General features: G+C 48.2%; 23 protein-coding genes and 1 pseudogene. 6 read left to right on the top strand and 18 right to left on the bottom strand.

The features are described 5' to 3' along the window. Positions 1-63: 63 nt before the first annotated feature. On the bottom strand, positions 64-291 hold the full coding sequence (locus KNP80_RS10080) for a hypothetical protein (protein WP_214720018.1): 228 nt from the start codon (positions 289-291) through the stop codon (positions 64-66). A gap of 127 nt (positions 292-418) precedes the next feature. Here KNP80_RS10080 and KNP80_RS10075 point away from each other — a divergent pair, with 127 nt between their 5' ends. Then, on the top strand, positions 419-1462 hold the full coding sequence (locus KNP80_RS10075; RefSeq protein ID WP_251132369.1) for a GTP pyrophosphokinase: 1044 nt from the start codon (positions 419-421) through the stop codon (positions 1460-1462). A 91-nt stretch (positions 1463-1553) separates the two neighbouring features. Beyond that, the gene (locus KNP80_RS10070; protein WP_021067494.1) at positions 1554-1991 is read left to right on the top strand and encodes a MarR family winged helix-turn-helix transcriptional regulator; all 438 of its coding nucleotides are present in this window, start codon (positions 1554-1556) and stop codon (positions 1989-1991) included. 101 nt (positions 1992-2092) lie between these two features. Here the strand turns inward: KNP80_RS10070 and KNP80_RS10065 are convergent, their stop codons facing one another. From KNP80_RS10065 to KNP80_RS10045, 5 genes are all read right to left on the bottom strand, one after another. After that, positions 2093-2731 carry a class F sortase gene (locus KNP80_RS10065; RefSeq protein ID WP_286038195.1) on the bottom strand — a complete coding sequence of 213 codons (639 nt, stop codon included), beginning with the start codon at positions 2729-2731 and terminating at the stop codon, positions 2093-2095. After that, positions 2679-3476 carry a DUF4397 domain-containing protein gene (locus KNP80_RS10060; protein ID WP_214720017.1) on the bottom strand — a complete coding sequence of 266 codons (798 nt, stop codon included), beginning with the start codon at positions 3474-3476 and terminating at the stop codon, positions 2679-2681. The genes KNP80_RS10065 and KNP80_RS10060 overlap by 53 nt, the downstream gene beginning before the upstream one ends. A 253-nt stretch (positions 3477-3729) precedes the next feature. Further along, positions 3730-4416: a glycerophosphodiester phosphodiesterase gene (locus KNP80_RS10055; protein ID WP_251132368.1), complete on the bottom strand. Its 687-nt coding sequence runs from the start codon at positions 4414-4416 to the stop codon at positions 3730-3732. A 38-nt stretch (positions 4417-4454) separates the two neighbouring features. After that, positions 4455-5921 carry a carboxypeptidase M32 gene (locus tag KNP80_RS10050; RefSeq protein WP_214720015.1) on the bottom strand — a complete coding sequence of 489 codons (1467 nt, stop codon included), beginning with the start codon at positions 5919-5921 and terminating at the stop codon, positions 4455-4457. Positions 5922-5987: 66 nt separating this feature from the next. Further along, the gene (locus tag KNP80_RS10045) at positions 5988-7520 is read right to left on the bottom strand and encodes an FAD-dependent oxidoreductase (protein WP_214720014.1); all 1533 of its coding nucleotides are present in this window, start codon (positions 7518-7520) and stop codon (positions 5988-5990) included. Between the two features lie 202 nt (positions 7521-7722). Here KNP80_RS10045 and KNP80_RS10040 point away from each other — a divergent pair, with 202 nt between their 5' ends. Next, on the top strand, positions 7723-8700 hold the full coding sequence (locus KNP80_RS10040) for a D-alanyl-D-alanine carboxypeptidase family protein (protein WP_214720013.1): 978 nt from the start codon (positions 7723-7725) through the stop codon (positions 8698-8700). A gap of 358 nt (positions 8701-9058) precedes the next feature. Next, complete coding sequence (putP, locus tag KNP80_RS10035; protein WP_214720012.1) at positions 9059-10540, top strand: sodium/proline symporter PutP; 1482 nt, start codon at positions 9059-9061, stop codon at positions 10538-10540. Positions 10541-10687: 147 nt separating this feature from the next. Here putP and KNP80_RS10030 read toward each other — a convergent pair whose 3' ends face one another. From KNP80_RS10030 to KNP80_RS15815, 6 genes are all read right to left on the bottom strand, one after another. Then, positions 10688-10912 (bottom strand): hypothetical protein, encoded by a 225-nt coding sequence (locus tag KNP80_RS10030; protein WP_251026068.1) that lies wholly within the window; start codon positions 10910-10912, stop codon positions 10688-10690. A gap of 83 nt (positions 10913-10995) precedes the next feature. After that, positions 10996-11550, bottom strand: coding sequence for a hypothetical protein (locus KNP80_RS10025; protein ID WP_021067503.1), 555 nt, complete (start codon positions 11548-11550; stop codon positions 10996-10998). Positions 11551-11629: 79 nt separating this feature from the next. Further along, positions 11630-12451: a YihY/virulence factor BrkB family protein gene (locus KNP80_RS10020; RefSeq protein ID WP_214720010.1), complete on the bottom strand. Its 822-nt coding sequence runs from the start codon at positions 12449-12451 to the stop codon at positions 11630-11632. Between the two features lie 106 nt (positions 12452-12557). Then, the gene (locus tag KNP80_RS10015) at positions 12558-13976 is read right to left on the bottom strand and encodes an alanine/glycine:cation symporter family protein (RefSeq protein ID WP_205729363.1); all 1419 of its coding nucleotides are present in this window, start codon (positions 13974-13976) and stop codon (positions 12558-12560) included. Positions 13977-14035: 59 nt separating this feature from the next. Further along, on the bottom strand, positions 14036-14941 hold the full coding sequence (locus KNP80_RS10010) for a Gfo/Idh/MocA family protein (RefSeq protein ID WP_214720009.1): 906 nt from the start codon (positions 14939-14941) through the stop codon (positions 14036-14038). Positions 14942-15009: 68 nt separating this feature from the next. Next, positions 15010-15381: a hypothetical protein gene (locus KNP80_RS15815; RefSeq protein ID WP_251128918.1), complete on the bottom strand. Its 372-nt coding sequence runs from the start codon at positions 15379-15381 to the stop codon at positions 15010-15012. 91 nt (positions 15382-15472) lie between these two features. Here KNP80_RS15815 and KNP80_RS10000 point away from each other — a divergent pair, with 91 nt between their 5' ends. Further along, a complete protein-coding gene (locus tag KNP80_RS10000) occupies positions 15473-16348 on the top strand; it encodes a DNA/RNA non-specific endonuclease (RefSeq protein WP_214707710.1) in 876 nt (291 codons plus the stop codon). Positions 16349-16862: 514 nt separating this feature from the next. Here the strand turns inward: KNP80_RS10000 and KNP80_RS09995 are convergent. The 3 genes from KNP80_RS09995 to merR all read right to left on the bottom strand — a co-directional run bounded on the left by KNP80_RS09995 (position 16863) and on the right by merR (position 20406). After that, positions 16863-18185, bottom strand: coding sequence for an ISL3 family transposase (locus KNP80_RS09995; RefSeq protein ID WP_214720008.1), 1323 nt, complete (start codon positions 18183-18185; stop codon positions 16863-16865). A gap of 159 nt (positions 18186-18344) precedes the next feature. Then, entirely contained in the window at positions 18345-19985 is a 1641-nt protein-coding gene (gene merA / locus KNP80_RS09990; RefSeq protein ID WP_214720007.1) for a mercury(II) reductase, read from the bottom strand. Between the two features lie 28 nt (positions 19986-20013). Continuing rightward, on the bottom strand, positions 20014-20406 hold the full coding sequence (merR, locus tag KNP80_RS09985) for a mercury resistance transcriptional regulator MerR (RefSeq protein ID WP_001863748.1): 393 nt from the start codon (positions 20404-20406) through the stop codon (positions 20014-20016). Positions 20407-20594: 188 nt separating this feature from the next. Between merR and KNP80_RS09980 the strand changes: the two are divergent. After that, positions 20595-20978, top strand: a pseudogene (locus KNP80_RS09980) (transposase); the annotation flags it as partial. 54 nt (positions 20979-21032) lie between these two features. Here KNP80_RS09980 and KNP80_RS09975 read toward each other — a convergent pair. From KNP80_RS09975 to lpdA, 3 genes are read right to left on the bottom strand one after another with little or no spacing between them, the layout of a single operon-like run. Continuing rightward, positions 21033-21713, bottom strand: coding sequence for a CadD family cadmium resistance transporter (locus KNP80_RS09975; protein ID WP_029336146.1), 681 nt, complete (start codon positions 21711-21713; stop codon positions 21033-21035). Positions 21714-21772: 59 nt separating this feature from the next. Further along, the gene (locus KNP80_RS09970; protein WP_251024846.1) at positions 21773-22591 is read right to left on the bottom strand and encodes a ZIP family metal transporter; all 819 of its coding nucleotides are present in this window, start codon (positions 22589-22591) and stop codon (positions 21773-21775) included. A 5-nt stretch (positions 22592-22596) separates the two neighbouring features. Then, the gene (lpdA, locus tag KNP80_RS09965) at positions 22597-24006 is read right to left on the bottom strand and encodes a dihydrolipoyl dehydrogenase (protein WP_214834656.1); all 1410 of its coding nucleotides are present in this window, start codon (positions 24004-24006) and stop codon (positions 22597-22599) included. Positions 24007-24029: the final 23 nt, after the last annotated feature.

The raw sequence follows: 24029 nt of genomic DNA, 5'->3' as shown, positions 1-24029 counted from the left end.
TATACTATTCCCGAAAAATGAGTCACAAAACCCATTTCGTTCAGCGATTTGAAAAAGAGGGGTTCAAGAAAACGTGGCAGTCCAGTCCTCGATTCCGAAATGGTCGACGATGCCTTGGATGCGGGTCCGTTCGTCCGATTCAGACGACACCTCTTCGCGACTGACCCGAACGATATTAATGCCGGTCTGCCAGTCGATCTTTCCAGACCGATAGCCTGCTTGTTGTAACAACCCGGCAACAATCTCGAGCTTCTCGCGCTCGGTCGATTTCAACGTATGGCTCACTCTCACGCGTGACACTCCTTCCCGTTCCAAACCGTATTGTATCATAGGGGCGGACAACAGATGCGACACCGATTTCTTTGATGCTATACTACATATAATGAGACAAGGAGTGATGTTGATGCCGAGACAGGATATGAACACGATCATGCTCGACTATATGAATGAGAAAGAAGATTACGAGGCGTTCGCAGCCAAGCTGAAGTTACTCCTCAGCGAGCTGTTGAACGACGCCGGCATCCAGTTCCACTCGATCGTCGCCCGGGCGAAGGAAGCCGAGAGCCTGTATGCCAAGTTATCCCGCAAACCGTATCAATACCGGTCGTTGCGCGACGTCCAGGATTTGGCGGGGATTCGGATCGTGACCTATTTCCACGACGATGTCCGTGCCGTGGCCCAAATCCTCGAGGATGAGTTCCGGATAGACCGCGAACAGTCGATTGATAAATCCACGTTGCTCGACCCGAATGAGTTCGGTTATTTGTCGGTCCATTACGTCGTCGGCTTGAGCGACACGCGGCTCGCCCTCGGGGAGTACCGTCGCTATGAGGACAAAGAAGCCGAGATTCAAGTCCGGTCCATCTTGCAGCACGCGTGGGCCGAAATCGAGCATGACCTCGGTTATAAGAACCCGAACGCCGTGCCACCGGAAATCAAGCGCAGCTTCAGCCGTGTCGCCGGGCTCCTCGAGATTGCCGACTCCGAGTTCGTCAATATCCGCAAACAGTTGCGGACGTTCGAACAAGAGACCGTCGAACGGATCGTCGAATCGCCCGATAAGGTGAGTATCACGCGAGATAATTTGAATTACTATATCGCCAATGACGTCACCGTCGAGAAGCTTGACAACGCCATCTTCCAGAGCGATTGGCTGCTCGACACCGACTTGTCGACGATCATCGAGCTGACGCGTATGTTCCATTACGCGGAGATTCGCACGTTCCAGGACTTGAGCGACACGCTCGACCTTTACTTCAATCGGGCTATCCAATGTGCGACGCTGTTGCCATCGTCTCTCCTGCCCCGTCAAGGGATGGGTGTCGTCTATGCCGTCCTCGCGAAATTGCTCGCAGAAGGCGATGACCAGCAGATCGAGTTCTTCTTCCGACGCTTCTATCCGGATTTGAAACATTACGACGAGGTCATCCAAGAACTTCGTACCCGCGAAGAGCCATCATAACTTTACAGACATCATGTTTTTGTTGTAGAATGTTTTTATGTTCTGAAATATATGCAAATAATGATATTTTATGTAGGAGGTATTCTTGAGGATGACAACACCTGTACAAACAGCATCCCGCCGTCAGCTCGTCGCCGATGCTGAGCGAGGGATTCGCATGAACTATCGCGGAGTGAAAAAGAACCTCCGGTCGATGTTCTCACAATACTTGACGCGAAACGAATTTTTCATTCTCCGCTCGCTTTGTCAAAACAGTCCTCAAATCGCCTCGGCTCTATCAAACGAGTTCCAATTCTCGGCTTCGATGATTACCGCTCTCGCGGATGAACTCACGAAAAAAGGGTTGATCTCCCGCGAACGCAGCGAACGTGATCGTCGTGTCGTCGAATTGCAAGCGACTGAAGAAGGCCGTGCCCTGTTCGAGACACTGGAAGACATGAAAATCGAGTATTTGATGGACGTGTTCACCGATTTCTCAGATGACGAATTGATTCTTCTGTCAAGACTGCTTGACCGAATGGACGCATAAGAACGACTGGGCCGATTATTGCGGCCTGGTCGTTTTTTGTTTCGCCACGCTACAACAAAAAACCCGAGTATGGTTGGACCACACTCGGGTTCATTCTTGATTTAAGACTTGACGATCGCCGTGACGACGATTCGGTCCCGGTATCCATACTCTGGGTCATAAGGGCCCGTACAAGTGATTAGCTGGAGCCGTTCCGCCTGGGTCGCCGCAAAAATCGAGGCGAGCGGGACGTCTTCGAGCCGATACCGTTCGACGGAAACGACTTCATACGCGATTGCCTTTTTGCCACGCTGGAGCGTCACCGATTCTCCGAGGCGTAAGTCGCCAAGGTTCGCGAAGATGGCCGGACCACTGAGGTCATCGAGATGACCAGATAATACCACGTTTCCGGTCGCCCCTGCTTTCGCCCCGTACCGATACCAGCCGACCTCATCTGTCTCCGTCGGAGTATCCATCCGGTCGAGTCGGTCTTTCCCGACCGGTTGGATGACCGCGTTGACATCAATTGACGGAATCTTCAGTCGTTTTGGGATAAATGTGTCGGTACGGAATGACTGCCGATCAATTTCGGTCGTTTCTAGGACGAGCGGTTCGGCGAAGCCGACCGTCGTCAATTTCGCGTCCGCATCCGGTGCGTCTGCGCCCGGTGCAATCATAAGGAACGATAACGTTCCGATGAAGAGTAGTTTAAGCGTCTTGCTTCTGACGACGAAAGACGTAGAAGCCAGCTGCTGCTGCACCAAGAACCGCTGCTGCGAGCAACCAGTTCATCGATGCTGTCTGAGCGAGACCACCTTGACCTGTGTCAGGTGCTCCAGCCATTTCCCCACCGTCTGCTGCGAGAAGGACTTCAAACGCTGGTTCGCCTTCAAGGAGTCCGATGGCGAATGCCGTGTAGTTTTTACCGCCTTCGAGAGCGACACCGTCAAGTGCCTTCACGACGTCAGTCGCGCCGGCCGGACGAACTTCAAGGTCATACGTGCCAGCGTCGAGTGTACCGTAGTCACTTACTGCTTTGAACTCGAGGTTCGAGAAGAGTGGGTCGCCGCCTTTAGGAGCGACATCGACTGCCGGTGCGTCAGGTGCGAAGTGAGCGACGCGGACTTTCGATTTTCCATCTTCGAAGTTCGCATCGTCTTCCATTGCTGCGATCTCGATGTTTTCAAGTTGACCGATTGCTGCCGCTGTGTAGAATTTGCCTGCTTCGATTGAGAGGTCTGCCGCAACGACGACCGTCTCTGTATCACCAGCTGGCTTGATTTCCACGTTGTAATCTCCAGCCGGGAGAGTCAAGTAGTCTGTGAGCGCTTTAAACTCTGCGCCTTCGACCGCGACTTCACCATTGACGTACACATCTACTGCAGGTGCGTCAGGTGAAGCGTGGAGTACACGTACCATCGCGTTCTCGTGTCCATCTGCACTGACCGGCACGATGAGTGCGAACGCCAAGGCGAGTGTACCAAGTAAAGACATCAATTTCTTCATGTGAAATTTCCTCCTTTTTCTGCTTGGGTTGACCGATTGACTGTATACAACAAGTTTGATGCGGTGCTGCAATGTGTGCTACATCTGATTGCTATGTAGCTGGTGACATCTTAAATTTAAGACAACGGAGCAACGGCGTAAAGGTGACGGTATGCTCTCAATATGCCGCTCAGCACATTTGAAAGAAACCGCTTTCTTTACATTAACCAGACTTCCCCTTCCCTATTGTTTAAAAACCCCGTAACGCGTAACGTTACGGGGTTGAATGTGCTTTTGCCCAGTCGATGTCATTTACGAACACCGCATCGACGCCGAGTTGACTGAACCGCTCTAGGTCGTGGACTGTTTTCACGGTATAGGGACGTACGGAGAGACCTTCGTCCTGAAGATGAAGAATCTCTTCATCGGTCATCGTCAGGACATTCGGATGAACGGCGGTCGCGCCGACTTTCTTGCAATATGCGACGAGGTCATATAGCGGTTGTGCCAACAATACGGCACACTCAATTTCTGGCGCCAATTGGTTCAAACGCTGGAGCGTCGAATGGTTAAAAGAAGAGAACATGACTTGTCCAACTGGAAGACGCTGGTTTCGAATGGTGTCAATCAAGAGTTGTTCAATACCAGGATACCGCTCGATATCCGTCTTGACCTCGAGATTGAGGACCATCGATGTCCCTCGGCACAGATCGATCAGTTCGTCTAACGTCGGAATCTGTTCTTGGATAGCGAACGTGACACCGGCATTATAGCCTCGCAGCTCTGATAAAGTCATATCGGCGACACGTCCACGCCCATCTGTCGTCCGATTGATCGTCTCATCGTGGATAAGGACGAGCTTTCCGTCCTTTGTCATGTGCACGTCCGCCTCAATCCCATCGCTTTGTGCTTCGAGTGCTGCCCGGAACGCCGTCATCGTATTCTCCGGATGATGGGCCATCACCCCTCGGTGCGCGAAAAGTTTCATTCGTTTTCGCCTCAGTTCGTTTTGTATTTGTTCGTCAAATAGCGGATGAGCGGGCGGACCGAGATGTCCTCTCCGGTCACTTGCTTGATGAGTTCGTTCGGGGTCAGCGCTTTACCATGGCGGTGGACATTGTCCTCGAGCCATTGTTTGATTGGACCGAACGTGCCCGTGCTGATGAGCGACTCGAAGTCAGGATGCTCGTTCTTGAGTGATTCCGTCAATTGAGCGGCGTAAATCAGACCGAGGGCGTAACTCGGGAAGTAACCGAACGACCCGCCGGCCCAGTGAACGTCTTGTAGGACGCCTTTCGAATCACTCGGCACATCGACACCTAGATATTCCTTATAGAGCGCGTTCCATGCCGCTGGCAAATCCTCGACCGACAAATCACCTTGGATGAGTTGCTTTTCAAGCTCATAGCGGATGATGATATGCAGGCTGTATGTCAGTTCGTCCGCCTCGATCCGGATGAGAGACGGTTTCGCCTCGTTCACGCCGGCATAGAACGTATCAAAATCTATGTTCTGCAACTGTGGATGCTCGGATTGAAGGCGCGGATAGACGCTCTTCAAAAACACCTCGCTTCGTCCGACAAAGTTTTCAAAGAAGAGGGACTGTGACTCATGGATGCCCATCGAGGCACCGCCCCCGAGACCGAGTTCGTCGAGTTCAGAGTCGATTTGCTGTTCGTACGTCGCGTGCCCGGCCTCGTGCATCGTACCGAACAAGGCGTTACGGAAATCGGTCTCATCATATTTCGTCGTGATGCGCACATCGCGACGGTTGATCGTGATCTCGAACGGATGCACCGTGGCATCGAGACGGCCGCGCGTCAAATCATAGTCGACGACACGCATCCAGTCCTCACACAGTCGTTGCTGAACGGCCTTGTCCATCGACCAGTCGAGCACTTGGACCGGTTCAGGCAGCTGACGGATCAGCGGGACGAGCTCGTCGCGAAGCGTCCGGAACAATTCATCGAGCTGGTCGACGGTCATCCCTGGCTCATAATCGTAAAGGAGGGCGTCATACGGATGCGATTCGTAGCCGAAATAGTCGGCGAACTTCCGCTGAAATCCGATGATTTTCTCGAGATATGGGGCGAACATGTGCCAGTCATTCTGATCCTTCGCTTTCTCCCACGCCGTCTCAGCCTCAGAGACGAGCGTCACATACGCCTGATATTCTGAGGACGGGATTTTGGCATTCCGTTCATATTGGGTTTTGGCGACCGCGACCGAACGCAACTCGATCGGTGTCAAGTCCTCCGTCTCGGTCATCTCGGCCAACAGTGCCTTGAAGGATTCGCTCGTCTGGCGTTTGAACGCCTCGGTCGACAGATAACCGATTGTCTCGGCCCGTAGCGGTGCCGACTGTTCCGGCATCTGGGTACGCATGTCCCAATACAGTAAAGAAATCGCCTCGTCGAAGGCACGCAATTGTTTGAAATGGTCACGCCACTGCTTTGTTAGTTCCATTCTGATTCCACCCCTATGACAGTTATATCGTTACTTCTTTACTTTAATATAGACGACCCGCGTTGCCTATTGTTTCGGCACATCGATTTTCCGATCATAGGCGAGCGGTTGTGTCGCCGGTCCTTCCAACACGTTTCCTTTCGTGTCGAACCGTGAACCGTGGCACGGACAATCCCATGAGCGTTCCGCATCGTTCCAATTGACGGTACATCCCATATGGGTGCATCGTGTCGAGACGAGATGGCATTCGTTGTCGAGGTCACGGTACGCGCCGACCTTCTTGCCGTTTACCTGGACGATCCCGCCTTCATCAAGTTGCAGGTCGTCGAGTGTACCCGGTCTTTCCAGTGACCCTTTGACGAATTGAACGGCCGTGTCGAGGTTCGTCTTTAAGAATTGCCCGACGTCGGCCGGTTTCAATTTCGAGCGTTGTGGGTCCAATAAGTCGTTGAACCGATTCGGGCGCCCGGTCAGTCGATCGGCCAGCAACAGTCCGCCGGCAATCCCGTTCGTCATCCCCCATTTGGCGAACCCGGTGGCGACGAACACGTCCGGCTCACGGCTGAACATTTGCCCGATGTACGGGAGGTGGTCCAACGTGATCAGATCCTGGGATGACCAGCGGAAACTCGCTTTCTTGGCCCCGAACGAATCATGGGCGAAGCGGTCCAAGCGGTCATAGCGCGAGCGGGTCTCGGTGACGTGTCCGCTCAAGTGTCCTTCGCCTCCGACGAGCATATACGTCTTGTCGCCATCCTTGAACGTACGGAACGACCGGCTCGGCTGATCGACACTCAAATACATACCGTCCGGGACGCTCTGTTCCGTCTCACAAGCGACGATATAGGAACGCTCGACCTCAAACTTCGAGAAGTACAGCCCCCGGATGTCGTTGAACGGGTAATGGGTGGCGACCACGACCTGATTCGCCTGGACCCGTCGCCCTGTCGACGTCGTGACGATCGGGCGCGGTCCCGAACTGATTTCGGTCGCCCGTGTCTTCTCGTGGAGTCTCCCGCCAGCCGCGACGAAGCGGTTGGCGAGCTCGTGTAAGTATTTGACCGGATGCATCTGGGCCTGGTCGCGAATGACGATCGCTTGTTTGACCTCGAACGGGAGGACCGCCTTCACTTCCTCGGTCGCGTCTCCCCCGGGCAGCTCAAGTTGTGCATACGCCTCGCGCTCAGCGACGAGTTGACTCGACCCATCGATTGAATATAAATATGAATCTTTTGTCTCGAAATCGATGTCGAACCCGGCCTCGACCTGTTGCCGCAAATAGGCGAGTCCCTGCTCGTTGAACTCGTAATAGAGGCGCGCCGTCTCTTGATTGAACGTCCGAATCAATTTGGAATAGACGGTCCCATGCTGAACGGAACATTTCGCGGTCGTGTGGCCGGTCGTCCCCCGGCCGATTTCAGTCGCTTCGAGCAAGACGACTTGCTTGCCGCGCTGTTGCAACTCATATGCCGTGACGAGCCCGGCGATTCCTGCCCCGATGACGACAATGTCACACGAAATAGAGCTCTCAAGTCGCGGATAAGGTGTTGCCGCATTGTGCTGACGCCAGAGTGAATTGGTGAACGGATGACGATGCATAAACGTACCCCCTCTAAATAAGATAAGTGTCTGTTACTGTGTATACCCCTTCCGATTCATTTCATACGCCTCAATTATTGACCTGATTCTTGATTTTGAAGACGATTTCAGGAGGCCTCATCCATTATGGTAGAAAAGTAAACAATGAAGGAGCGATTATCTAGTGAAACGAAACCGCAGACATCGAAGAAACACGTACATCATGAGGCGACTCTTTGTCGGCCTCGCCATGATTGGATTACTTGCCATCATCCCTGCATTGATCGGCTTTAAACAAGAAGCAGAACCGAAAACCGTTGCGCCGGCCGCGGCCGCCGTACCGGTCAAACAAGGACCGTCGTTCCCCGAGATTCCAATCAAACCATGGACGACTCAACCGCTCGTGTCGCCCGACACGGCCGAACTTCTCGTCGGGTCGATGGCGTTCGTCAATTTGACAGATGGCCAGGTGCTGATTGACAAGAATGGTGCCGACCGCGTCTTCCCGGCCAGTACGACCAAACTGATGACCGCACTTCTCGCTTATGAGAAGGCCGTCGCCGAGAAAGAACTCGATCAAAACGTCGTCATCGTCAAAAAATCTACTTTGGATATCCCATGGGACAGCCATATTGTCCATCTCGCGGTCGGTGACCGCTTGACCGTTCGCCAGGCCTTATACGCGACATTGCTCGAATCAGGAAATGACGCGGCCAATAGTCTAGCCGAGTACGTGAGCGGCTCGACGAATGAGTTCGTCGAACTGATGAACGCACGCGCCCAAGTGCTTGGACTGACCGGGACCCAGTTCCGGAATGCCCATGGCTACTCCGACCCGAATCATTATACGACCGCGCTCGACATGGCTCGCATCACGTATGCGTTCGGCACTTATCCTGAACTCGTCGAGATTGCCGGAACGTATGAATATGAGGCAAAGTTTAAAGATGCTGCCGGAAATCAAAAGCGACGCTGGTGGTATCATCTCGGATCGGCCGTCAATGAACGGAGCATTCATTACTCGAAACTCGTCACAGCGACCAAGACCGGCTATACCGACGAATCGGGCTATACGATGGTGTTCTTGATGGAGCGGGATGGGAAACAATATGCCTTGGTAACGATGCAAGCCAAATCCGGGCAGACGTTCCCGACGATGCGTTCTGTCGAAAAAATCGCGTTCAATCTCACCACCGAATGATTTAAGCAATCAAACGACGGTTTCTCTCTGCAAAGGGAGAAGCCGTCGTTTGCGTTTAAAGACATAAAATATGACGAGTTATATGACAAATAGATGACACAGAAGTGTCACGAACATAACTAATTGTCAGAATGTTTAAACTTTAATCACGAAAAATAATGCACTCATCCGTTGATACTATGCGCTTTAGAGCCGTTTTTATGAAAACATGACAGTTTGCAATGATTTCCGTGGTCCGTTATGGTTAGTCACAAGTTCGCCTAGTCATTCAAGTTTGACTCATTTGTGTGAGACACACACATGATTGAACCGTGATTGATTGAATCGACACAATTGAAAGCAAACAGGAGGTAATCAAATGTTATGGCAAGAATGGGTATCCATCGCGCTTTACCTCGTGATGATGCTCCTCATCGGATACGTCGCTTATAAACGGACGACCGATTCATCAGATTATATGTTAGGTGGCCGCAAGATGGGGCCAGGTGTTACCGCCATGTCAGCCGGAGCTTCGGATATGAGTGGTTGGATGTTAATGGGACTTCCGGGCGCAATGTATGCCACGGGATTATCAGCGATTTGGTTAGCCGTTGGATTGGTCATCGGAGCTTACTTGAACTACTTGTTAGTCGCTCCCCGTCTACGTGTCTTCACAGAGATGGCAAATGACTCGATCACGATTCCTGACTTTTTAGAGAATCGGTTCCGAGATCACTCGAACTGGCTACGGATCCTGTCTGCATCCGTCATCATCATCTTTTTCACGTTCTATACGTCAGCTGGACTTGTCTCTGGCGGGAAGTTGTTTGAAAGCTCATTCGGGCTCGACTATCAGACAGGTGTCATCGTGACGATTAGCGTCGTCGCACTATATACACTGTTCGGCGGTTTCACAGCCGTCAGTTGGACGGACTTTGCGCAAGGTGTCATCATGTTCCTCGCTCTCGTCCTCGTCCCAGTCGTCGCCTTGACTGACGTCGGTGGTGTCTCGAACGCCGTCGATACGGCTTCGACAATCAACACGGAATTGTTCGACCTGTTCAAAGGAACAACGACGCTCGGAATTATCGGTCTCCTCGCTTGGGGACTTGGGTACTTCGGTCAACCGCACATCATCGTCCGCTTTATGGCGATTCGTGATGTGAAATCATTGAAGACGGCACGCCGTATCGGTATGGGCTGGATGACAGTCTCAATCATCGGTGCCGTCATGACTGGACTTGTCGGGATCGCCTACTTCCGTGGTCAAGGCAATCCTCTCGCTGACCCGGAGACGGTGTTCATCCGTTTCTCAGAAGTATTGTTCCACCCGTTCATCACTGGATTCTTGCTCGCTGCAATTCTGGCAGCGGTCATGTCGACGGTATCGTCGCAGCTTCTCGTGACATCTTCGGCTTTGACAGAAGACTTCTATCGCAAGTTCTTCAATAAAGATGCCAGTGAAAAAACGATGGTCCTCGCCGGTCGAATCGGCGTCTTGACGGTCGGACTTGTCGCGACACTCATGTCGCTCAGCCCGTCGAACACGATTTTGACGCTCGTCGGTTATGCTTGGGCCGGTTTTGGCTCAGCGTTCGGTCCAGCGATTCTCTTGTCACTCTACTGGAACAAGATGACGCGCCAAGGTGCACTTGCCGGTATCCTCGTCGGGGCCATCACGGTCATCGTTTGGATCGTCACCGGACTCTCGACGGTCATCTATGAAATGGTGCCAGGCTTCTTCCTCAGTATGCTCGCCATCGTGCTCGTCAGTACGTTCACGAGCCAAAGTGAGCAGAAACGGATCAACCGTGAATTCAGTGAGATGGAAGCTGAACTCGCCGTTGCGAAAAAAGAATAACATCAATCAAAAAACGCGGGCCGTTCGGCTCGCGTTTTTTGTTGCGCACGGTCACGTATCCTTATTCTAACGCGGCTCGTTTTATAAATGACTGTGACAATGGATTAAAGAAAAAACCACAGACATCTTGTCTGTGGTCTGAATAAATTACATCGCTCTCGCCATGAACCATAGTTGAATGAAGAATGGCACGAGGACGAGCACGAGCATCGCGTTGCGCATCCGACGATTCCGGTTCCAATAATACGCCATCAAGACGAACGGATGAAGCGCCGTCAGCTGGTAAGGGTTGAACCAGAACCAAGTGAGCAACAAGACGATAAAGAAATATAGGACCGAGCGCTGTTTCGTGGCACGCCATTCTCGCCACATATCGAACGCCCCTTTGAAGAACACAATAAACGTTACTACCCAAAATACCATCACAATCACACTATTCAATGATTAGACCACCTTCATGAGACATTTTCGATATAGAATCCGCCCCAGTAGATATGCCGATACGTGTACTCTTTCCCACTCTCTGCCGTGATGATAATTTCATCCTCTGTCAACACGAGCACGTGTACTGGAATCTCACCTTTTCGAAGCATCGGACTGAACAATTGGAACTGCTTGTTCAACCACTTCCGTTCTGTGAAGTCACGGTAATGGTGTAAGGCGAGCGAAGGATGGACCAAGAACACGCCTAGCACAAAGGCGATGGCCCCTGGCGATGCTGAGACTTCAAGCAGTAAAGAGAAGACGAGGACGAGCGATAGCACCGCATAGCCGAATTCGAGTAACTCCATCAACGAAGCCCGGCTCGCAATCACGTACTGCATGACACGGAACGCCACATACAGCAACAGACTGACCGCCACATACTGGGAAAACGGGGCACTGCTCATCGAAACGTCTAGATAGAACAAGACCGGTAGTAACATAACCCACTTCCATAATTGTAAGGCGAGGTAAAACAATGTTTGATCGATGAAACGACGATTGTGTACGAGCCGTTGCATATCCATGTTTCCCACCTCCGATTAAAAGATGTGACCTTAACCGTATCATTCCCTGAATCAAAGAATGATAACAAGCATTTACACGTCAACCGGATATTTCTTTTCGTTCGATAAGCGTGGCGTTTAACAGCCCCCCGAGAAGGATGACCGAGGCCGCCAAATAAAACCAGATCAGCAAGATGATGAAGGCACCAAGTTGACCGTAAAACTGTTCATAGTTTGCATACTGTGAATAGTAGCTGAAGACGTTCGAAACTGTCAAGATGCCGATGGTAGCAAACGCCGCCCCGGCCCAACTGTCACGGAATGTTCCGCGATGGCTCGGCAACCACTTATAGACGAGCAAGAAGACGCTGAACAGGACGAGCGTGCCGACAATCCAACGGAAATAGAACCAGATTTGCGCATAGCGTTCGACGATGTCGTCAATAAAGATGATATGTGTCGCCAACTCCCTGAGCGCGGTCTCGATGACCGGGATCAGTAGCGAGAATGGCAAGACGAACATGAGCGCGAGCGTCACGGCGATGTCTTGCAAGACGCCCCGCCAGAACGCTTTGTTTCGGATCAGTCGATAGGCGTCGTTCAAGGAGCGAACGAGCGATTGGACGGCCATCGAAGAGATCCAAAGTGCCGGTAAGATGCTGAGCGAGGCCAAGCGTAGTCTCGAATCATCAAAAATGGCCTCGATGTTCCCTTGTAACAATCGATAACTCGCCTCGGGCATCACCAAGGACAACGCCGAGATGACGTCTCCGCTCGAGAACGGCAGCCACCCGACGATACCGAGGACGAACAATAGAAATGGGAATGTGGACAGGATGAAATAGTAAGCCAACATCGCGGCTTGATCGAAGAATCGTTCGGCAAAAAATCGTTTGAATGTGTGAAGAAAGGGTTGTATCATGTCGTGCGCTCTTTTCTATTTTTATTATATAAATACGGTACGTGAAATAAAAAGATTCAACAAGCAAAGGCAAGGCTGGCGCTGTGCGTCAATCCTTGCCTTACGCTCAACTAATATTCTCTCGTTTCGCTTCCCATGCTTCGACGTGCTCTTTCCCTGGCAGCTCGACGTCGTCCCGATTGAACACCGGATCGCGCCCTGCTCGTTTCTGGGCCACGTAATCATCAAGCAACAGTTTTGCGACTTTACTGAGCCGGAAGATGGCGTACATGTTGACGAGTGCCATCAGACCCATGAAGATGTCGGCGATCGACCAGACAAGCCCGGCCGAACGGACCGAACCGAACAACACCATCCCGATGACGGCAATCCGGTAAATGACGAGATACACTTTCCGTTCCGAGATGAACTCGATGTTCGTCTCCCCGTAATAATAGTTTGCCAAGATCGAGCTGAAGGCGAACAATAAAATCGCGATCGTCATGAGCGATGTCGCGACCGGCCCGATCTCGGTGAGGAGCGCCTCTTGGGCAAGTTCGATGCCTTGGAAATCTTCTGAACCCGGCACGCCGGAGATGAGGACGATCATCGCCGTCGCCGTACAAATAAAGAGCGTATCGACGAACACGCTGAGTGACTGAATGAGACCTTGCTTGACCGGGTGACTGACCTCGGCGGTCGCAGCCGCGTTCGGGGCCGACCCCATCCCCGCCTCGTTCGAGAACAAGCCTCGGCGAATCCCTTGCAAGACGGCCGCACCGACCGCTCCGCCAAGCAGTTGTCGGAACCCGAGCACACCTTCTGAGAAAATGGCCGAGAATACGGCCGGGACGACCTCCAAATTCGTCAAGACGACCCACAGGGCGAGCAAGATATAACCGCCAGCCATGATTGGGACGATAATCCCTGACAGCGTCGAGATGGACCGGATCCCACCGAAGATGACGATCCCCGTCACGACGGCCAAAATAATTCCGATCCAAAGCGTATCGATCTCGAAGACGTTGTTGACCGACAAGGCGATCGTGTTGGCCTGGACCGAGTTGAATGCAAATCCAAACGCGAACGTGATCAGAATGGCGAACACGACGCCGAGCCATCGCTGGCCGAGCGCCCGTTCGATATAGTAGGCCGGTCCGCCGCGCCACGCCTTGCCGTCATGCACTTTGTACACTTGGGCGAGCGTGCTCTCAACGAACGCTGACGCCGAACCGATCAACGCGATGAGCCACATCCAAAACACGGCACCCGGTCCCCCGAGTGCGATCGCGGTCGAGACGCCGGCGATATTCCCGGTCCCGACCCGTGCTGCCGTCCCGATGGCGAACGCCTGGAACGACGATACTTGTCCTTTTTCGTGCTTGATCCCTTTGACGAATAACAGCTTGAACATCTCGGGCAGCATCCGGAACTGGACGAACCCCATCCGAATCGTGAAATAAAGCCCACCGGCAATCAATACAAAAATAAGTACGTACGTCCATAACAAATCATTCGCCTGCATGACGAGCTCGCGAATGTCCATGCGCATCCCCTCCTTTTACGGAGTTATTACCCGCTCGACGGACCGCAGAAACGAGACGGTCAGCGCGAAGCCTCTTCTAGTATGCGTTCACAGAGCGCATGCGTCGTCAGACTATCAGCAGCGAGCACCGACTCGTTCGGTTCGCCGTTCAGTAGCTTGATGAACGCATCGATCATCGTCGTGAAGCCGCGACGCATAAGGTTCGACTCCCACGGACTCAGAGCCCGCTCGAGCATGCCGTCGCGCGTGAAGTCATACACGCGCTCGACGTCGCGGGTCACCCGCTTCAGACTCGGAGACATCACTTCCATCACTTCTTCCGTACAGCCGTTGTCGCGGTTCATGATCCCGAGCGCTTCGATCCCATCCGCCGTGAATTGAATCTGCAACTGTTTCAGCGTCTCTCCTTCATAGCGCGTCCGCACCGACAAATTCTCAACCGGTGCGAGCCCCGTCAAGTAACGGAGCGTGTCGACGACGTGGACGAAATCCTCGATAATGAACTCTCGGAGCGTCGCCGGTTGATACGTGCGATTCTTTTGAATGAGGACGAGGTTTTGGTCCGTGACTTCCTTCAAGGCCGCCGTCGCCGTCGCGAAACGACGATTGAAGCCGGTGACGAGTTCGACCCCGTTGTCTGCCGCGAGCCGCACGAGCCGCTCCGTCTCGTCGAGCGAGAACGTGACCGGCTTATCGATGAACACATGGACGCCCCGTTCGAGCACGTAGCCGACCTGGTCCGCGTGGGCCGACGTCGTCGAATGGATCAACACGCCATCCACCTCATCGAGCGGCACGTCTTGTAACGACCGGTAATGGCCGCTGAATCGGTATTTGTCGACGAGCTGCCCCGCTTTCGCCTCATCTCTCGAAACGAGATAGACGTCCACCCCTTCTAATCCGGCATAAACCGGTAAATACGCTTTTTTCGCGACATCCCCTAACCCAACAACCACGATCTTCATTTCAACATCTCTCCTCTTCGATGGACTGAACAAAACCCCATGGCGTACGCCCGGGGTCGATGGTTCACTTAATGGACGGCAAGAATCTCAAAACTCGTGATCGGCTTGCGAATCGCATCCGACACGATTTGATATAGGTCGGCGAGTTGCTCATTATCCTTTAAATCTGGCGTCCGGTCGAGCTCGACTTCACACGTTCGTGTCGTCTGTTCCTTATCTTGAAACGCATATTCAATCGTATATGTCTGCATGATATGTCTCCTCTCAAGCGATGTATACGTATGTATAGCCTGAAACGAAATGATTGAAACGCCTCGGGTGTGCGACTCAAATCGCTCGAGAGCCCCCTGTTCGACCCGTTCTCCCCCCATTGTACCATTCGTACCTAGGGCGACGCCTCCCCCATCTGTGACAAAATCTGTCTCGTTTGTCGGAAGCACGATTAAAACCGCCTCCAATCCGTTTGCTTGAAAATGTGGGCGAAGATTCCTAGAATGGACAAGTATGCATCAGAGACATAGGAGTTTTAACATGAAAAACAATCTTACTTATCTTGCCTTCCCGCTGGCCATGCTGTTGTTGGCCGGTTGCACGAACGAGACAGAACCGAATCCCGAGTCGAAGACGGAACCTCAGGAACAGGTTACCGTTGAGACGGAGCCCCCTGACCAGACCGAAACGAACGATCACTTCACGGGCTACGACTTGATTGAAGTCGAGGGTGGAGATTTGTCAGGCGACCGCGAGCATAATGTCGTCGTCGATATCGGATACGGGGAACGCGAGTACTGGGCGTTCACGAACGAGCACGGACAACTCGTGAAAGTGCTCGCCGACGAGATCGTCTTGCAAGATGATGAGCTCGAGGACGTCACGTCTTCGGGTCGCTATTATTCAGACGAGGCGAAAGTGCCTGGTGTCGAGCATCGCGACCTCGACGAAGGGCACGTCATCGCCGATTCGCTCGGCGGCGTCTCGAACGCCTTCAACATCACTCCGCAAGACAGCACGCTCAACCGCCACGGGGACCAGGCGTACATGGAGAGCGTGATCCGGAGCGCAGGCGGCGCGACCGACTTCGAGGCCATCATCACCTATCCGGATACGGAGACGCAAATCCCTTCACACTATGAGTACACATACACTGTCAAAGGAAATGTTATTACCGATTCGTTCGACAACGTGAACCCGGACGAGGTGAACGAGTCGCTCGGGCTGACCGAGAGTGCGACTGAAGCCGAGTCCGTGTCTGAAGACGGTGACGTCGCGAGCATCGATATGAATGGGAACGGCCAAGTGACGATCCAAGAAGCAAAAGATGCCGGGTTCAGCATGCCGATCACAAGCGATCATTGGCTCTATCCTTACATGCATGACAATGATGGCGACGGGATGGTCGGAGAATAAGCTATCGGGATCACCCACAACGATATGAAAGAATCATCGACGTCACGCTCTTCCTGATCAAAGGGAGAGCGTTTTTTTATGGCGCGTCGATATGAGATTGAATTGTCGGCCCTTCGATATTGTAAAACATAAAATCAAGCAAAAAAAGGACCATAGACGAGTGTCTACGATCCTTCGACCAATTGTTATTTTGAGTCAGCCGACTCAACAGGACGTCTCGGCGGACGCTTGCCGAAAAACTGGTAGTACTGTTTATAACATTCCATCCGTTATCAATCACCATCTCTTGATATCCATACGAAGTAAAATGATTGGGTTGACACCATTAATTATCCACCTAGTCTGCAATGCAGTGTGCAATGCAATATAAATACGATTCTGTGCAATATGGTTTATATAATTTAATAAAACAAATCATTATCCTGTATTATAATAGTAACTCTATACTTAAACGATGCCTTTATACATAAACGCTAAATATCTTGGGTATTCGGATTTCATGGTGGAAAAGGGCTTATAAATCACCCTTCTCCAAATTCTTAATAAGTGTGGAAAAATCGACACCAAAGTTGTCTGTAATGTCGTGATCATTCACTTCATACCAATTGAAAGTATCGTATAACATAGCTTTATTGAAAGCACTTGAATTAAATCGTGGCTTACGCTTTTTATGGAGCTTCTCATTGAAAAGGATTTTGGCTCGTAAGGCATCAAACGAGTAACCTCTACCCATTCGCTCTACCTGCCTAATAATGCTGTTAATTGACTCCGTATAAGCATTAGTGAGCCTTTTATCAAAGTAGTTGAATATTTCGACATGCCAGTTGTCTACGGCTCTCACGAGGTCTTTATATGCGTCTTTAGAGTTGCTGGACATGCAACGGTGTCTCCATTGACTATAACGAAGATGACCTTCATCTGGATCAGGAGTATCCCATATCCAGTAAAACTCTTCTTTGAGTTCATAGGCTTCTTTTAAAGCAGGAAGATTACCTAACCAAGTATCTAAGAGGAATGATTCACGTTCATTTAGATCGTGTTTACTCTTTAGAAGGATAAACCTTTCACGCATAAGGGTACGTCTTTCTTTTTGGCTCATATGGGCTTTCAAAGACTTTCTGACGTTATCTAAGGCTTGATTAGCCATTCTAACTACATGAAACTTATCTACGACAACTTTAGCGTGTGGAAGGATAGTGTTCACTGCATCTTTGTAGGGCTTCCACATATCCATTGTGACGTACTCAATGTAAGTCCTGTCACTGATTTCTGAAAGACGTTGGATGACTGTTTCCTTGTTACGGTTAGGCTTGATGTCATAAATAGTCCTGCGTTCAATATTAGTCAATACAAGCCGAGGTCTACGGATAATATGTATCTCGTCTATCCCAAGCCACTTAGGAGTTTCAAACTGGTATTCACGTTCTTTGAGTGCCACATAGTCCTTAAAAACGTTCCTAATGGTTTTCTCGTCAACACCAACGCTTTCTGCGACTTCTACAAAGGTCTTAGACATGGATTGCTCTTGAATGGACTTTAAAAGCCTTTTGGTCATACTACGCTTTTCATCTACAGATATTAGGCGTTCCCAGAAGGTAGATCCGCATTCACGACACTTGTATCGTCTACGGTTCAATTGTAAGCCCACTCGCTTTAAACGAATGGGCAAATCCATAATTAGTTGATTTCTTGAACTGTGTTTGTACAACTTGTCAAAACCACATTCAGGACAACGTTCAGGTGGTCCGACTGCTTCAACTTTAAACATCATATCGGTTTCATTTTCTTGTGGCGGTTCTATTGTTTTAATGTCTGGTAGGGATAATAAGTCTGACATATTATTCATCCTTTATTACTCTGCGGTGTTAAGGTATCAATTATAGATTTGATGTCGAAATCATCAGTGTTAAATTATTTTTGTGACCACAAATGCACTTAGAAAATCCCTTAAAGCATTAGCTGGTTCACTTGAATAGGGAGTTGTAAAAAAGTTCCCTTAGCCTGCACAACAAGATAATTTCGAAATATCTTTATCGAACGTAAGTGCAGCTAATTTTAGCCCTTCAGCCATTGTTAAATATGGTGCTAGGGTTTCTGTTAAATCTTCTATCGTTAAGCCAAATTTAACAGCTAATGATGCTGCATAGATGACATCTCCTGCATTCTCAGATACAATATGAACCCCTAATACTTTTAGTGTTTCTGCATCTGCTACTAGTTTAAATACACCGGTTGTTTCACGGTTTACAATTGCTCTTGGAACAGCATCTAAAGGTAATACAGATGTCTTCACATCATACCCTTTCTCTTTTGCTTGTTCTTCTGTTAAACCAACCGTTGCAACCGTCGGATTCGTAAACGTAACAGCAGGAACTACCGATAAATCTATTTTTTTGTTTAATCTACCAATAGCATTATCAGTAATAATTCCACCTTCATAGGCTGCTACATATACAAATTGTGGTCCTAAAGTCACATCTCCTGCTGCATAAATCTTTTCATTACTTGTTTGACCAAAATCATTGATCAGGATTTCATTATTTTTTCCAGTTTCAACACCTGCTGCACTTAAATTTAAAGAATCCGTATTTGGTTTTCTTCCAGTGGCAACAAGTAACTGATCTGATTCAATGACTTCTCTACTGCCATTTACTGTTACGTAAACCCTTTTTATCTCTCCACTTTGTTCAACACGCTCAAAAGTTGCCCCTTTGACAAGGTTTATACCCTGTTCAATTAACGCTTTTTCAACTGACTCTGAAATCTCATGATCATACTCCTTTAAAAGTCGCTCACTTCTTTGCATAAGCGTTATTTCTGAACCTAAATGATGAAATAGTTGTCCAAGCTCCATTCCAATGTATCCTGAACCAATTACAGTTAATCGTTTTGGTATTTTCTTTAACTCAAGAAGTGTTGTACTAGTTAAATAGTCCATTTTTTCAAGTCCTGAAATTTGGGGCAACGAAGGCGATGCACCTGTTGCAATTAAAAAGCGTTTTGCAGATAACTTTGCCCCATTGACCTCAACCGTACTAGCATCAACGAATTTTGCTTCACCTTTAATTAAATCAAAATTATATTCATCAATTAAATCCATATATTTTTGATTCCGAAGTTCGCTCACCAATTTATCCTTTTGCGTGATTAAACTAGCTAAATCCACTTCTCCAGCGGATGTTTGTAAACCTATAAACGGATTGTCTTTTGATAAATGATTGATTTCCCCTGCCCTAAGAAGAGTTTTTGACGGAACACAGCCAATATTCACACAGGTTCCCCCAACCGTTCCACGCTCAATCATTCCAACTTTTGCACCGTATTCTATAGCTTTAATTGCCGAAGAAAAGGCAGCAGCACCAGAACCAATAATAAGAAGGTCATAATTGTCTTCATTAATTAACGCCACGTTTTCTAGTGATGATACTTCTTCAATTTCTCCGGCTTGGTAATTTGCTTCATCAATCGCCTTTATTGCACTTTCAACCTCAATATCATCGGGCAGTTCAAATACTGCTTCACCACGACGATAACTAGACTCAATATTTTTAGCACCTATCTTTTCAAGTGCTGATTCTACGTGTTTTTCACAACCCGTACAAGTCATTCCTGAAATGTTTACCTTAAATTTATTCATAAAAAAGCTCCTTTCGTTAATTAATCTCTCATGTTAATGTTTCTATTATTGGACACGAATGTAATTGCTTTTCATCTGGACATCGTTGTTTTAAGTCGTCTAACATAGTTTCAATTCGTTTTAAATCCTCTATTTGTTTTTGCACTTCCTTTTGTTTTTTAGAAACAAATTCGAACATATCTTGACAACGAACTTCATCTTTATCTACAACACCAAGTAATTTATAAATCTCGCTTAAAGAAAAACCAAGTTCCTGTATTCGTTTAATAAACCCAACACGCTTAACGTCATCATATGAATATATCCGATAACCAGCTTCCGTTCGGTGAGGTTCTTGTAATAAATTTTTTCGCTCGTAATATCTGATCGTTTCTTTATTAACTCCACATTTATCTGCAAACTCACTAATGCGATAAATCATCTTATTTCACCCCATGAATATTATAAACCGTGTACCATAGTACACGGTCAAGTAAATTGGACTATTTTATTTTTTTCCCAAAGTATCACTCGTATGTGATTGATACTTTTATATAATATTATTGATTATCCTAACATCCCACCAGAAAATCCGATTTAAACACCAGTTGTTTTTAAACTATTAAGAAAGTAATTCCACTATATATTCCGAAGACCCATAATAATCAACTGGTATTTAAAACGCTTGACCAGGCAATCGTACGATTGCATCAAGAACACCCACTGATTCATAGTGATCGTGGATTCCAATACACCTCTAAGGCGTTCAAGCGTAAATTAGAGGCGGCAGGAATGACTCAAAGTATGTCACGGGTTGGTCGCTGTATTGATAATGGACCAATGGAATCTTTTTTCGGCACGTTAAAATGTGAAAAGTATTATTTACATAAGTATCAGACCTTTGAAGAACTTAACATTGCCATAAATGAGTACATCTATTTTTATAATCACGAAAGATACCAGAAACGATTAAACGGCCTCAGCCCTAAAGAATATAGAGCGAAAGCCGCTTAAATCACTTTTATTATTTCCACTGTCTACTTGACGGGGGGCAGTTCAGATTATTTTTTAATAATTTATTAAACTCAAAAGGGCACTAAACGTTTCGTTCTCTGCCATGATGTATACCCCTAATCCAACAAAGACTATAGGGATAATCCATCTTCCGTATTTCTCCAAAACTTCAGAAACATGTCTGAAGGAAGCTAAACGATATCCTACAAAACACCAGACAGCAACCATTATAAAGAAGATAATAACCGTAATTACCAGTTCATTCACACTTAAAGTTGTAAAATAAGGCACATAGATGCCGATATTGTCCCCGCCATTAGCGAATGTGATGAAGGCTACACTCATAAATAGTTTGTTAAATCTCCCTGAGTTTAAACTGGAGAGGATCGCACCTTCATCTTCATCTTCACCCTTAATAAACAGTTTAATCCCTAAATAGATCGGAATTAAACCAAGCAATCCAACCCATTTTTCTGGAATCAACATGACGCCAAAAGTTCCCAAAAGACTGATCAAAACCAGCAAGGCAAAACCTAAGTATTGCCCAATGACTATATCTTTAGGGTAGATCCGGTTACTCTTTGTCTGCGCGTTCATCTTTAAACCGCCAGTCGCTCTAGCCTGTGCATTTGCCTGAGAGAACAGCAGCATCAAAACAAAAATATCATCAATATTGGTTACTAAGAAAGCCCCAATTGCGGAAATAATAGTCAAAGCCACTTTTATCAACTCCATGGTAAGTTATTAAAACATTCACACGTATGTTTGAATGTTATGAATAGGTTCTCCCCTGCTTAGTGTAAATATACGGGAAGTAGCTCCCCTATCCAGTGAAGAGCAAAATATAGCAATATCCCTACAAAAAAGAAAAGAATAACGACTCTGTCTTCAGTGGCACTAACAACAGGCAGCAAGTCAACGGTAGATATGTATAGAAATATTCCTGCTGTAATGGAAAGAGCTATCGCGAGGATGCTGCTATCTACCATAAAAAATTGTGTTAGAGACACGGCTGCGATCGCGCCTGTTATCGTTGATAGACCCAATAAGAAAGATGCTCCTATCGCCTTCTTCTTGCTTTCAAAGCTTGCAAATACGATGGAAGAAATCGTTAAACCATCCGGAATTTTATGTATTAATACAGCAATCAATACAACAAATCCTATTCTCTCGTCTATTTTGAAACTGGCTACAATAGAGACACCATCAAAAAACGTGTGAACCAGCATGCCCAATAAAGCACTAAAGGTTGTGCTTTGAGAATGAGAATGTTTATGAGTCTCTTCTCCGAAATGAAAATGGGGTGCAAGAAACTGCTGGAACAAAAAGATCAAACCAAATCCAATAACAATATATAGGGCACTGGATTCCTGAATTTCTAATGCTTCTGGTATTAAATCCATAATCGCAATAGCGAAAAGTATCCCGGCGCTCAGCGCCATTAAGCCATTTAAGCCCCTTCTAGACCAATTTTTTTTAAGAAAGATCACAAAGCCACCCAGGACATTTGCGAAAGCCGCAGTTAGGACGTAAAACAAAATGTCCATTAATTCCCCCACTCCATTAAATGAAAAGTTTAACCTGCACTTATGAAAAGTGCCGGTCTGCTGCATTCACATTATTTCTTTTTATTCAGCATGTGAATGGCGTGCCCCATCACACCTTCCGCCGCTTCCATCAATGGCTCAGGCAACGTTGGATGGGCATGGATTGTAAGGCTTAGATCTTCGGCAGTTGCTCCAGATTCAATGGCAAAAACTGCTTCAGCAATAAGCGACGATACTTCTGGTCCTACCATCTGTGCGCCTAACACCCTTTTGCTGTTCTTCTCGGCTACAATCTGCACAAAGCCATCTGCATCTGAAACAGATAATGCCCTTCCGTTCGCTTGGAATGGAAAACGGCTGGAAACCGTTTCGTATCCCTGTTCTTTTGCTTCTTTCTCTGTTAATCCTGTGTAGGCAACTTCAGGATCACTGAAGATAACAAAAGGCATGGCTTGAAAATCAATGATGCTGTTTTGTCCGCTAATCACTTCTGCAGCTACTTTTCCTTCGTAGCTAGCTTTATGGGCAAGGAGGTATCCGCCAGCACAGTCACCTATTGCATAAACATGCTCCACGTTTGTCTGGCATTTCTCATTTATCTTAATAAAACCACGCTCGTCTAATTCTACTCCGATATTTTCCAACCCAATTTTCCCTGTGTTCGGCTTTCTTCCTATAGAAACTAAGCAATAATCTCCGTTAACCACTTCTTCCTTGCCATCAACCTGTACACGAACTTTTACTTCATCCCCTGTGTTTTCTCCGCCTTGGACCAGAGCATTGGTTACAACTGTGATACCTAGTTCTTTTAGATGCCGTTTTACCACATTTGTAAGCATAGGATCGGTACCTGGAAGAATCGTGTTGGACCCTTCGAGAATGGTCACTTTTGATCCGAATTTGGCATAAGCAGTGCCCAGCTCCAAACCAATATAACCACCGCCTACCACAACTAAATGTTTTGGTACTTCCTGCAGCACCAATGCCTCAGTGGAAGAAATGATTCTTTCTTTATCAAATGGCATACTTTTTAGTTCGAAAGGCAAAGATCCTATCGCAAGGATTAAATCTTTGTAGGAATATACTTGTTCTTCGTTATTCATTTTGATTTTAGCCGTATAGGGTTTAGTAAGATAGGCTTCTCCACTGATTACCTCTACTCCATTGCCTTTCAGTAAGGTCTTAACCCCGCTGGTTAACTTATTCACGATGCCGTCTTTCCACTTTACTACTTCCGGCATATCTACTTGAACTTCACCAGAAACCTTGATGCCCATTGCACTGGCGTGTTGAATATGTTTTACCCGCTCAGATGCACTAATAAGAGCTTTTGATGGGATACACCCCCGGTTAAGGCAAACGCCCCCTAGTTCTGCTTTATCTACCAGAACCACTTTTTTCCCCAACTGGGCCGCCCGTATGGCCGCCACATAACCTCCAGATCCTGCTCCTATTACTAACAAATCGACATCTTTTGTCATTTTAGCTTCCTCCTCCGGTGATT

The organism is Exiguobacterium sp. E4787 (genome assembly GCF_018618375.1).
Lineage (GTDB): Bacteria > Bacillota > Bacilli > Exiguobacteriales > Exiguobacteriaceae > Exiguobacterium > Exiguobacterium chiriqhucha.
Note: the sequence above shows the minus strand (reverse complement) of the source record. Positions and strands in the feature narration are given on the sequence as shown.

What these genes read in the sequence shown, in the direction of transcription:
- KNP80_RS10075 (WP_251132369.1), top strand. Translation starts at nt 419, where the DNA reads ATGAACACGATCATGCTCGACTATATGAATGAGAAAGAAGATTACGAG.
- KNP80_RS10070 (WP_021067494.1), top strand. Translation starts at nt 1,554, where the DNA reads ATGACAACACCTGTACAAACAGCATCCCGCCGTCAGCTCGTCGCCGAT.
- KNP80_RS10060 (WP_214720017.1), bottom strand. Translation starts at nt 3,476, where the DNA reads ATGAAGAAATTGATGTCTTTACTTGGTACACTCGCCTTGGCGTTCGCA.
- KNP80_RS10055 (WP_251132368.1), bottom strand. Translation starts at nt 4,416, where the DNA reads ATGGCCCATCATCCGGAGAATACGATGACGGCGTTCCGGGCAGCACTC.
- KNP80_RS10050 (WP_214720015.1), bottom strand. Translation starts at nt 5,921, where the DNA reads ATGGAACTAACAAAGCAGTGGCGTGACCATTTCAAACAATTGCGTGCC.
- KNP80_RS10045 (WP_214720014.1), bottom strand. Translation starts at nt 7,520, where the DNA reads ATGCATCGTCATCCGTTCACCAATTCACTCTGGCGTCAGCACAATGCG.
- KNP80_RS10040 (WP_214720013.1), top strand. Translation starts at nt 7,723, where the DNA reads ATGAGGCGACTCTTTGTCGGCCTCGCCATGATTGGATTACTTGCCATC.
- putP (WP_214720012.1), top strand. Translation starts at nt 9,059, where the DNA reads ATGTTATGGCAAGAATGGGTATCCATCGCGCTTTACCTCGTGATGATG.
- KNP80_RS10030 (WP_251026068.1), bottom strand. Translation starts at nt 10,912, where the DNA reads ATGTGGCGAGAATGGCGTGCCACGAAACAGCGCTCGGTCCTATATTTC.
- KNP80_RS10025 (WP_021067503.1), bottom strand. Translation starts at nt 11,550, where the DNA reads ATGGATATGCAACGGCTCGTACACAATCGTCGTTTCATCGATCAAACA.
- KNP80_RS10020 (WP_214720010.1), bottom strand. Translation starts at nt 12,451, where the DNA reads ATGATACAACCCTTTCTTCACACATTCAAACGATTTTTTGCCGAACGA.
- KNP80_RS10015 (WP_205729363.1), bottom strand. Translation starts at nt 13,976, where the DNA reads ATGGACATTCGCGAGCTCGTCATGCAGGCGAATGATTTGTTATGGACG.
- KNP80_RS10010 (WP_214720009.1), bottom strand. Translation starts at nt 14,941, where the DNA reads ATGAAGATCGTGGTTGTTGGGTTAGGGGATGTCGCGAAAAAAGCGTAT.
- KNP80_RS10000 (WP_214707710.1), top strand. Translation starts at nt 15,473, where the DNA reads ATGAAAAACAATCTTACTTATCTTGCCTTCCCGCTGGCCATGCTGTTG.
- KNP80_RS09995 (WP_214720008.1), bottom strand. Translation starts at nt 18,185, where the DNA reads ATGTCAGACTTATTATCCCTACCAGACATTAAAACAATAGAACCGCCA.
- merA (WP_214720007.1), bottom strand. Translation starts at nt 19,985, where the DNA reads ATGAATAAATTTAAGGTAAACATTTCAGGAATGACTTGTACGGGTTGT.
- merR (WP_001863748.1), bottom strand. Translation starts at nt 20,406, where the DNA reads ATGATTTATCGCATTAGTGAGTTTGCAGATAAATGTGGAGTTAATAAA.
- KNP80_RS09975 (WP_029336146.1), bottom strand. Translation starts at nt 21,713, where the DNA reads ATGGAGTTGATAAAAGTGGCTTTGACTATTATTTCCGCAATTGGGGCT.
- KNP80_RS09970 (WP_251024846.1), bottom strand. Translation starts at nt 22,591, where the DNA reads ATGCAGCAGACCGGCACTTTTCATAAGTGCAGGTTAAACTTTTCATTT.
- lpdA (WP_214834656.1), bottom strand. Translation starts at nt 24,006, where the DNA reads ATGACAAAAGATGTCGATTTGTTAGTAATAGGAGCAGGATCTGGAGGT.